General features: G+C 47.0%; 1 protein-coding gene. It reads left to right on the top strand.

The window, feature by feature from the left end; translation table 11 throughout:
* Positions 1 to 1,697, top strand: a 1,697-nt coding sequence (locus KDK16_RS10720; protein ID WP_257276087.1) for a hypothetical protein, incomplete at both ends; no start/stop codon positions are given.

Raw genomic sequence — 1,697 nt, 5'->3', positions numbered from 1 at the left:
AAGACTCTCAATCAGGCCATTAAACAAATCCAGATCGATTACGACCTGCCTGCAGACGACGGGCAAACCACTGAAGAGCGAGTAGACGACATCAGACATTTCCTGAGGGGAGACGGCGCTGAGAGACGGGATGAAGTCCTCGAGAAACTGGAAGCTGCCAGTAAACATCTTAATCTTCAGATACAAGGTGACCCCGGATTAATGGAGGAAGCAGATTACTTTATTGCTATTGCTTCCCATACAAATTCTAATGACCCGGACGAAGCCCATTACGCATTGGGTGAACTGCCTTTAACCAGGCAAAAGTACACTCGGGTCAAAGACTTCCTGCGTGTGCACGACAGGAAAAGTATGGAGTTAACTCATGCACTGCGTGAAGAAACTAATGTAAAAGAGCATCTGGCTCTTAAAAAAAAGGAGAACACCCCTTCTGGAGAGATCGATGAGAAGGCTGAAGCCCTGCATAATAACGAAATAGCTATGCTGAACTCAGACCTGGAGCATAAAAGTCAGGCTGTAGCAGAAACGAAAAAAGCTCTGGAGGATCTTAAAGAGATACTTGAATCCACTGAACAAGCCGTGGGGCTTCAACCAGACTCTTCTGACACCTATGAAGACCGGGTTAATGCCCTGAGAAACAAACAGATACAACTGGGCGGTAATGAGGGTACTGGCGGCATGATCCGGCAACTGATTCAGAAACAGGCTCATCTACAAGGTGAGATTGAAATCAGGAAAGCAGACATTGAGAGAATGAAGGAGGTTCTGAAGGCTGCAGAGGAAGCCGTCGAAAGTGACATTGGCCCCTTCCAGTTCACTCCGAAGCAGGCAAAAGTTCTGAACGCTATCCACAAACTCATACAGCAGCACCCTCTTAAAAAACAAGCTCTGGAAGCCGCAATAGGTCTGGCAGAGTTAGCAGAAGAAAGCGTTAAAACAACATCATTTCTTGCGAGTTTCGATTTTGACGATGAATTTGCACCGATTCGCCTGCAGGCAATAATCGGAGAAAAACTGACATTTACACAAGCCAGTCGGATTGTGGAAGTTTTTAAGTGCCTGAAGGCGGTCTCACCGGAATCTCAACCTCTGATAGTTCTCAAAGAAGTGCATATTCTGTCGAACAAGGCCAGACGTCTGATGGCAACAGGGGCACAGGAATATGACGACAAAATTCTCGGTATGGGCAAAGCAGGCATTCACCACTTCGGGTATGAACCAAAAGACCTGAAAAGCTTCTCAGAATACTTCACTACCCATTCTGCCAGTGGTAACACGATCATTGCTCTGCTGGGTGAAGGTCTGATCAGCAAGATTGAACTTGAAAACTATATAAAGGCCGTCAGAGGTGTCGATGGATATCAGACAGTGGATGAATTTGAGCACCTCCTTGGCTACAGACACTGCGTCAATTTGCCTCAGTTCAATAAGGTTGTGCAAATGCTGTCCGACAAGGGTACTGAGAAATTCATGCAGAGTGCCTTCACTCCTGTAACCGTGAGCGCCAATGGCCCGGCGGGTATGAAAGAGTCTGTTGCCGGCATGAAAGAGTACGCAGCTGCGGTCATTGCCAACTACTTTCTTGACGATATTGCCTTTGAAAATGGCCGCAGAACGGCAGCATTCCTGACCAATATTCAGAATACCCTGACACCTTATGCCAATGCCGTTGGCCTGTCTGAATCAGACCTGATCAA

Source organism: Endozoicomonas sp. SESOKO4 (assembly GCF_024606275.1).
This window is presented reverse-complemented; position numbering and strand designations above follow the sequence as displayed.